An 8,406-nucleotide genomic window follows, 5' to 3' on the forward strand; every position below is an offset into this window, starting at 1 on the left:
ATGGATTTTCAAGCTGGATATCTAAGGTCGTCCATCGGTAGAAAGACTATCGTTGCGATTACCGGAATCATTCTCTTCGGCTTTGTGTTTGTACACATGCTGGGGAACCTCCAGATCTTCCAAGAACCGGATAAGATTAACACTTACGCTGAGTTCTTACACAATTTAGGCGGACTATTATGGCTAGCCCGCGGAATTCTTTTAGTAGCGTTCGTATTACACGTTTACTACGCCCTCAAGCTGTCCTTGGAAAACAAGAAAGCAAGACCGGTTGGCTATGTAAAAGAAAGTACGATCCAAGCTACATTGTCTTCCCGCTATATGGCTTTAACAGGTTCCGTATTATTAGCTTTTGTAATATACCATTTGCTTCATTTTACTTTAGGTAAGATCCAGCCGGAGAACTTCGCGCTCCAAGAAACCATTGGCGATAAACAAAGACATGACGTTTACTCCATGGTGATCTTAGGGTTCAAGAATGTTTACGTTTCTGTTTCCTATATAATAGCGATGACCTTGCTTGCGTTCCACCTTCGTCATGGAGTAACGAGCGTTTTCCAAACTCTTGGATTTAACACTCCTTTCTGGGCGCCTAAGACGAACGCATTTGCGATACTCTACGCTTTAACCATCTTCATCGGCAATACTTCCATGCCGGTTGCCATTCTTCTCAACTTCGTGAAAGTTCCAGGAGCGCAATAATGAGTTTAGATTCCAAAATCCCATCGGGTCCCTTGGAAAAAAAATGGGACGATTACAAATCCCATATCAAATTAGTTAACCCGGCTAACAAAAGAAAATATACAGTTATCGTAATCGGAACAGGACTCGCAGGAGGTTCCGCTTCGGCTACATTAGCAGAATTAGGATATAATGTTAAAACATTCTGCTTCCAAGATAGCCCGCGTAGAGCTCACTCTATTGCTGCCCAAGGTGGTATCAACGCAGCGAAAAACTACCAAAACGATGGCGACTCAGTTTATCGTTTATTCTACGATACGATCAAAGGTGGAGACTTCAGAGCAAGAGAAGCGAATGTATATCGTTTAGCTCAAGTTTCTACAAACATCATCGATCAATGCGTTGCCCAAGGTGTTCCTTTCGCAAGAGAATATGGCGGACATTTGGACAATAGATCTTTCGGTGGAGCCCAAGTTTCCCGTACATTCTATGCAAAAGGTCAAACAGGACAACAGCTTCTGTTAGGAGCTTACTCCGCACTTTCCAGGCAGATCGGTTTAGGAAATGTGAAGATGTATCCTAGAACCGAAATGTTGGACTTAGTTGTAATCGACGGTCATGCAAAAGGTGTTGTGATCCGAGATCTGGTAACCGGCCAAGTGACTGTTCATTCTGCTGACGCAGTGGTTCTTGCTTCCGGAGGATACGGTAACGTATTCTACCTTTCCACAAACGCGAAAGGATCTAACGTTACTGCGACTTTCCGCGCATACAAAAAGGGAGCTTTCATGGCGAACCCTTGTTACACTCAGATCCACCCTACTTGTATCCCAGTTTCAGGTGACCATCAATCCAAGTTGACCTTGATGTCCGAGTCTCTTAGAAACGACGGACGTATCTGGGTCCCTAAAAAACAGGGGGACACTCGTAACCCTGCGGATATCCCTGAGAGCGAAAGAGATTATTACTTGGAAAGAAAGTATCCAAGTTACGGAAACCTTTGTCCTCGCGATATTGCTTCCCGTTCCGCAAAAGAAGTTTGCGACGCAGGATTCGGCGTAGGACCAGGAGGCCAAGGTGTATATCTAGACTTCTCCTCTGCGATCAAACGTTTGGGAGAGCATACAATCGCGGAAAGATACGGAAACCTATTCCAGATGTATGAGCAGATCACCGGAGAAAATCCTTACAAAGTTCCAATGAGAATTTACCCTGCTGTTCACTATACAATGGGAGGGCTCTGGGTAGATTATAACCTTATGAGCAATCTTCCGGGACTATTCGTGATCGGTGAGGCAAACTTCTCAGATCATGGAGCGAATAGACTTGGAGCTTCCGCTTTGATGCAAGGACTTGCAGACGGATATTTCGTTCTTCCTTACACCATCGGAAATTATCTGGCAGAAGTCGGATTTGGAAAAACTCCTTCTACCGATCATGCAGAATTCAAAAAAGCAGAGACAGACGCAAATTCACAGATCAACAAACTTCTTTCCATCAAAGGAAAAAGAACTGTGGACTCTTTCCATAAAGAACTCGGAAAGATCATGTGGAACAACTGCGGAATGGCAAGGGACGAGAAGAGCCTAAAAGAAGCTCTGGTAAAAATCCCTCAGATCAGAGAAGAATTCTGGCAGAATGTAAATGTTCCAGGTTCCGGGCTTGAGCTAAATCAATCTTTGGAAAAAGCAGGAAGAGTTGCAGACTTCTTAGAATTCGGGGAACTTCTCTGCTTAGATGCTCTCACAAGAGAAGAATCTTGTGGAGGCCATTTCCGTACGGAACACCAGATGGACGACGGAGAGGCAAAACGTGACGACGATAAATTCTGTCATGCCACCGCTTGGGAATGGAAAGGTGTAGGAGCAAAACCTACAGAGCACAGAGAAAAACTGGAATTCGAGAATATCAAACTCGCTACGAGGAGCTACAAATAATGGACCTCAAACTAAAAGTCTGGAGACAAAAAAACGCGAAAGAGAAAGGCAAGATCGTAAATTACGATGCCAAAGGGGTTTCTCCCGATATGTCTTTCTTAGAAATGTTGGATGTAGTCAACGAGGACCTGATCGTAAAAGGAGAAGATCCGATTGCGTTCGAGCATGATTGTAGAGAAGGTATTTGCGGTTCTTGTAATATTATGATCAATGGAGAGGCTCATGGGCCGCTTCCTGGTGTGACTACTTGCCAACTTCATATGAGAAGTTTTAAAGATGGGGACACGATCTTTCTCGAGCCATGGAGAGCAAAAGCATTCCCGGTCGTAAAAGACTTGGTAGTGGATCGAAGCGGTTTTGACAGGATCATCCAAGCAGGTGGATTCGTTAGCATCAATACTGGAGGAGCTCCTGACGCAAACGCATTACCTATCCCTAAAAAAGATGCGGACGTTGCGATGGACGCAGCGACCTGTATCGGATGTGGTGCCTGTGTAGCTTCTTGCAAAAACGCTTCCGCTATGTTATTCGTTTCCGCAAAAATTTCCCACCTTGCACTGCTTCCTCAGGGCCAAGTTGAGAAAAAAGAACGCGTAAAAAACATGGTGAACGCAATGGACAAAGAAGGTTTCGGAAATTGTACAAATCAATACGAATGCGAGGCCGCCTGTCCTAAAGATATCAAACGGGATTTCATCCGAGTTCTTAATAAAGAGTTTATTCTTTCATAAGAATTGTAGTAGAATACCGATTGAAAAAAAGGCCTTCGAATAAGAGGGCCTTTTTTATTTTTGGGAGATATTAGAAAATGGAAGAAATTCCCCCTTGAAGAATACCTCCTTGGTAAACATACAAAATTCTCCCTTCCAACTCTTTTTTTTGCATCATAGATTCAATAATGCTAATGGACTTAACTGCATATATAGGCTCAAGATAAAGTCCGAATCTTTTTTGGAATTCTTTAGATCTTTGTAACCAGAATTTCCCTTGTTTACCGTAGGAAAAATCGCCTTCTAATTTCTCTTTCGGGTCGATTAGTTTTTCCGAGGAAAAATCCATTTGCGAAAGTCGAAGTGACGACATATGAGCCCCTAACCAAGGCAGAAACTTCTGTTTTTGTATTCCGAGACAAATCCCAGTGACTGGAAGTTTTCCCCATAGAATTGCCGAAATCCAAGTAAGCCCTGAGCCGACGTCTAAAACGATTTGATCATACCGAGTGGGATCTATTTCCTCCCAGAGAGAAGTAAGTCCCTGTAAGGCAGTGGGCGTGAATAGATATTCCGGGACTAAGAATTCGTTGGAAGGGGGGAATTTTGTAGTATCTTCGACAGCTTTTTCCCACTCCTTCCTCGTAGGATACAATTCCAATTCAGAAAATTGTTTAGAAATGATAGAAGCAGGAGTAATTAGCCCTGGGTCCCTGGAATATCCCAGGATTTTTGTAGGCACTTCGACAAACCGAAAGAACAAACTGCCTGCTAAAATTGCATTTGAATGCAAATTCCCTTGTAAAATGATCTTATCTATTTCTCCGGACCGGAATTTCGATTCTAAACTTTTATAGATTCCAATTAACTTTCGGATCTTGGTACCTTGGGAAAAGAAGATCCGATCTTCTCTTTTGATAAAAAGTTCAGAGGAATGTATTTTGAGAACGGAATCAACTCCAGTTCTGCGTGGACGCAAAACGGAGTCTTTCAAAAATTAATCTCCGGTCTTTAGAACTGCCAAGAAGGCTTCTTGAGGGATTTCCACGTTTCCTATCTGTTTCATCCTCTTCTTCCCTTCTTTCTGCTTCTCTAAAAGTTTTTTCTTACGAGTGATATCTCCCCCGTAACATTTAGCCGTTACATTTTTACGAAGAGCGGAAATACTTTCTCGAGCGAGAATTTTACCGCCGACCGCAGCTTGGATCGGGATCATGAATTGATGTCGAGGAATGATCTCTTTTAATTTTTCAATGATCTCTCTACCTCTAGATTCCGCTTTGGAAGTGTGGACGATCATGGAAAGTGCATCCACAGATTCTCCGTTTACGAGAATATCCATTTTTACGAGTCTTGATGCCTTATAACCGCAAGGTTCGTAATCCAAAGAAGCATATCCTCTGGTTAGAGATTTTAGTTTATCATAAAATTCGAAAATTAATTCTGCGAGCGGTATCTCATAAGTCAACTGCACCTTATCTTGCGAAAGGTAAACGGTGTCCAATTGGACTCCCCTTTTATCAATCGCCAGTGACATGATATTTCCTACATATTCATTCGGAGTGATAATAGAGGCCTTAACGTAAGGCTCTTCCGTAGCTTCTATAAAAACAGGATCCGGAAATTTGGAAGGATTATCTATATCGAATACTTCTCCGTTTTTCATTCGGATCGTATATTTTACGGAAGGAGCGGTAGTGATCAGATCAAGATTAAATTCTCTTTCTAATCTTTCTTGTACGATCTCCATATGGAGAAGTCCAAGATACCCAACACGGAAGCCGAACCCTAATGCGGCAGAACTTTCTTTTTCATATACAAGAGCTGCGTCGTTCAGTTTCATCTTTTCGATCGCATCTACTAATTCTTCGAATTGTTCCCCCATGATAGGGAATAATCCTGCAAATACCATAGGTTTTGCATCTTTGTAACCTGGTACCGCCTCCGCACTCGGGTTGGAGAATAAGGTAACAGTATCTCCCGTTCTTGCATCGGAAACTTTTTTAATACCTGCGATGATATATCCCACTTCTCCGGCTGTAAGAGAATCCGTAGGTGTTAAACCGATTCCTTTGATCCCGACCTCGTTTACCGTAAAATCCTTTTGGCTACTCATCAAAAGGATTCGGTCTCCTTTCTTTACTGAACCGTCAAACACTCTGATCTTGATCACAACTCCCATATACGGATCGAAATAGGAATCGTAGATAAGCGCTTTAAGTGGACCTTTAGGATCCCCTTTAGGAGGAGGAATTTGTTTTGTAATTTCTTCTAAGACGGCTTGGACATTCAGTCCTGTTTTTGCGGAAATAGCTACAGCTTTCTCCGCGTCCAAACCTAAACTATCTTCGATCTGCAGTTTGGTTTTTTCTACATCGGCTGCGGGAAGGTCCACTTTATTCATAACCGGTATGATTGCTAGATCTTGCTCCATCGCAAGGTATAGGTTTGCCAAGGTCTGAGCTTCTACTCCTTGGCTTGCATCTACTATAAGAAGAACACCTTCGCAGGCTTTTAAGGATCTGGATACTTCGTAGGTAAAATCCACGTGGCCCGGAGTATCGATCAGGTTCATCGTATATGTATGACCGTCGGCAGCGGTATAGTTGAAAGTGGCGTTGTTCGCCTTAATTGTGATCCCTCTCTCCCTTTCAATATCCATGGAGTCCAGGATCTGGTCTTTTTTTGTCCGATCATCAGTGATCCGGCCTATTTCCAAAAGTCTGTCCGCTAAGGTGGACTTTCCATGGTCAATATGGGCGATAATTGAGAAATTGCGGATGAATTGTTGGCGATCGGACATTGTTAAAAACAAAGTCCAGCGGGACGGAGCCGGTGAAAAGTCTTTTACTGAGGGAAATTTCTCCCCGGCCCCCGTTTGCAGGGTCGAGGAGAATTAGTGTAGAAAAGGAAACTTAATTGATATTTCCGTACACATTATTGTCAGGCTGCAGATTAGAGCATTGACCGAATAAAACGCCGATAGTGGGCGCAAGACCTAAAGCACCAAACAATTTGATCTCATCCACGCATGCATTTACATCGTCCTTCGCATAGTATTCACTTGGTTTAATCCCTGCGAGAATAGGAGGAAGAAAGATATTGTTTATATAGGTCGTTCCGGTAAGATCCCCGGTACTGATCGCATAAAGCTGTGCCGCGACTGTTGCCGCCTCTTCTATCTTATCCTTTGCCTCGCTTCCTTTATAACGATTCGTTAATCCGGTAGTGTTCAACGCTACACAGTTCGCAGCGATCAATAGGATAAATAAGAGCGGTAATATTCCGATCCTCATTGAAAACCTCTTTTGAGAAAATTTGGAGTCCGTTTTGATTTTTTAGAACGAAACCGTTTCTATTACAAGTAGTTTTAGGTTTTTGGAAATCAATTGTCTGAAATTAATTTCCGATCCGGATCCCGAATTTTTCTAATTCCTCAGGATCGCAGGAAAATTGAGCGATATCTATCTGTTTATGATGATCGAAAAGAAAAGTTGTCATCTTACCGAAAAATTTCCCTTCATATTTTTCTTCTACGAACCTTAACCAAGACATGATATCTATCAATTCGTGACAGATGAATTCGTAGTTATAATCCGAGTTTGGATCCTTAAATTTGTCCCGAATATTATAAATTCTATCTTCATCTAAAAGTAATACGTTCTCTAATGTGAAAGGATAATCCTTTAATCCTCCGGCAAGTCCGATCTGGTAAAAACTTTCCGCGTCCTTTTTGTTACGAAATGCGGTGGTTCTTGCGTCTCCAAAGTAGGAAAAGTTTTCAGGAGTCAATTCGGTCAATATCCTGGACCTTCCAACCGTTGTTCCGGGATATTCCACTTGGTGGTCTATCAAAAGTCCTTTCGTATCCTTAGTTGGAGGTTCTAAAACACAATAACCCTTTTCCCAAATTAAGGCAAACGGAGAAGATACTGTGATCTTTTTTCTCTTTTCTAACTTTCTGCAATTTCCTTTAGAATGATCCATATAGACCTGATCGCAATAATCGAAGGTGGGAAAACTAGATTCGCTCAAAGTAAAATCGGCATATACCCCAAAGGCCAACATCCATGCCAGCGGATGTTCTATCACCTTAACTTCTCCCAGTTGTATATTATGATTTCCTTTAATACAATTCCGACTGTCCAGGTCGTATCTGATCCCGTTCCAGCTAAAGCAAGATCTTCCATTCCTTACTGGGCTTACTTGAACTACAGCATCCTTATTTTCGAAAGTCGCCTTACCTTCTACGCTGAATTCTTTTTGGATCGTATAAGAATAATCCGGATCTATCTCCACCTGATACGCAAACTCTGGAGGCAGATGGAGAATTTCCGGATTTCTATCGGAGAGTAAGTTTTTGATTTCTGAAATTTGGGTTAGGACCTTCATTCTTTCTTAAACTTTCCAGACACCTTCTACAAATAAATAACTAAAAGAAAGCGCCCCTAGATATACGAACATAGTTGGGATTGCCCAAAGTAATTTTGTTCTGAAAGGTTTATGCTCTGTATGAAAGTAAGCGAATGTAGCGAATATCCCTAAAACGAATTCGGGAAATAGAACATAGATCGCGGTGTGTCCGATCATAGAAACATTTTGTGCATACCAAACCGGGATCAACCTCATAAATTCTTCGGATAAGAAGAAGATCAAAAACGCGCCAAATCCAGCTAACAGATATTTGCTGATTGGATTCGATTCCGGATATCTTTTCTCGAATCGGGTAGCTACGTACACTATAATAAAAAGTGGAATAGTCCAAAGTCCCGCCATGTATGCGGAAACAGTTCCTATCTTATAAAACCCGTCCGGAGGAAAGACCAAAACCCCAAGCACCTTGGATAAGAACCAATCCGGGATCACTTGCAGAATGCTTACAGGTAAAACAAAAAGAAAAATATCCATCCAACGATCATGTTCCCAAACCTGAGCAACGATCGGTAGAGAGATATTATACACTATAACTAGAAAAAACATTCTCCAGCCGCTGGTAGCCGGGATCGGAAGCAATAAAACTATGATACATAGTATTGTGAAGGAAATATGAAAGAATATGGAATGCTTTTCTGTCGTTT

8 protein-coding genes are annotated in these 8,406 nt (G+C 42.1%); 3 read left to right on the plus strand and 5 right to left on the minus strand.

Features of this window, described 5'->3' with window-relative positions; translation table 11 throughout:
• From LEP1GSC185_RS09835 to LEP1GSC185_RS09845, 3 genes are read left to right on the plus strand one after another with little or no spacing between them, the layout of a single operon-like run.
• A complete protein-coding gene (locus LEP1GSC185_RS09835; protein ID WP_008589777.1) occupies nucleotides 1–702 on the plus strand; it encodes a succinate dehydrogenase cytochrome b subunit in 702 nt (233 codons plus the stop codon).
• The gene (locus tag LEP1GSC185_RS09840) at nucleotides 702–2,618 is read left to right on the plus strand and encodes a fumarate reductase/succinate dehydrogenase flavoprotein subunit (RefSeq protein WP_008591217.1); all 1,917 of its coding nucleotides are present in this window, start codon (nucleotides 702–704) and stop codon (nucleotides 2,616–2,618) included. The genes LEP1GSC185_RS09835 and LEP1GSC185_RS09840 overlap by 1 nt, the downstream gene beginning before the upstream one ends.
• A complete protein-coding gene (locus LEP1GSC185_RS09845) occupies nucleotides 2,618–3,349 on the plus strand; it encodes a succinate dehydrogenase/fumarate reductase iron-sulfur subunit (protein ID WP_008589583.1) in 732 nt (243 codons plus the stop codon). The genes LEP1GSC185_RS09840 and LEP1GSC185_RS09845 overlap by 1 nt, the downstream gene beginning before the upstream one ends.
• A 70-nt stretch (nucleotides 3,350–3,419) precedes the next feature.
• Here LEP1GSC185_RS09845 and LEP1GSC185_RS09850 read toward each other — a convergent pair whose 3' ends face one another.
• The 5 genes from LEP1GSC185_RS09850 to LEP1GSC185_RS09870 form a co-directional block, all read right to left on the minus strand.
• Nucleotides 3,420–4,322 carry a PALP domain-containing protein gene (locus tag LEP1GSC185_RS09850; RefSeq protein WP_008589597.1) on the minus strand — a complete coding sequence of 301 codons (903 nt, stop codon included), beginning with the start codon at nucleotides 4,320–4,322 and terminating at the stop codon, nucleotides 3,420–3,422.
• A 3-nt stretch (nucleotides 4,323–4,325) separates the two neighbouring features.
• A complete protein-coding gene (gene lepA / locus LEP1GSC185_RS09855) occupies nucleotides 4,326–6,131 on the minus strand; it encodes a translation elongation factor 4 (RefSeq protein ID WP_008591640.1) in 1,806 nt (601 codons plus the stop codon).
• Between the two features lie 112 nt (nucleotides 6,132–6,243).
• Nucleotides 6,244–6,624, minus strand: a complete 381-nt coding sequence (locus LEP1GSC185_RS09860; protein ID WP_008590572.1) for a TIGR04452 family lipoprotein — start codon at nucleotides 6,622–6,624, stop codon at nucleotides 6,244–6,246.
• A 103-nt stretch (nucleotides 6,625–6,727) separates the two neighbouring features.
• Nucleotides 6,728–7,720, minus strand: a complete 993-nt coding sequence (locus LEP1GSC185_RS09865; RefSeq protein WP_008590470.1) for a UDP-3-O-acyl-N-acetylglucosamine deacetylase — start codon at nucleotides 7,718–7,720, stop codon at nucleotides 6,728–6,730.
• Between the two features lie 6 nt (nucleotides 7,721–7,726).
• On the minus strand, nucleotides 7,727–8,406 hold a 680-nt coding region (locus LEP1GSC185_RS09870; protein WP_081580602.1), incomplete at its 5' end, for a DUF6989 domain-containing protein.

The organism is Leptospira licerasiae serovar Varillal str. VAR 010, assembly GCF_000244755.1.
Taxonomy (GTDB): Bacteria; Spirochaetota; Leptospiria; order Leptospirales; family Leptospiraceae; genus Leptospira_B; species Leptospira_B licerasiae.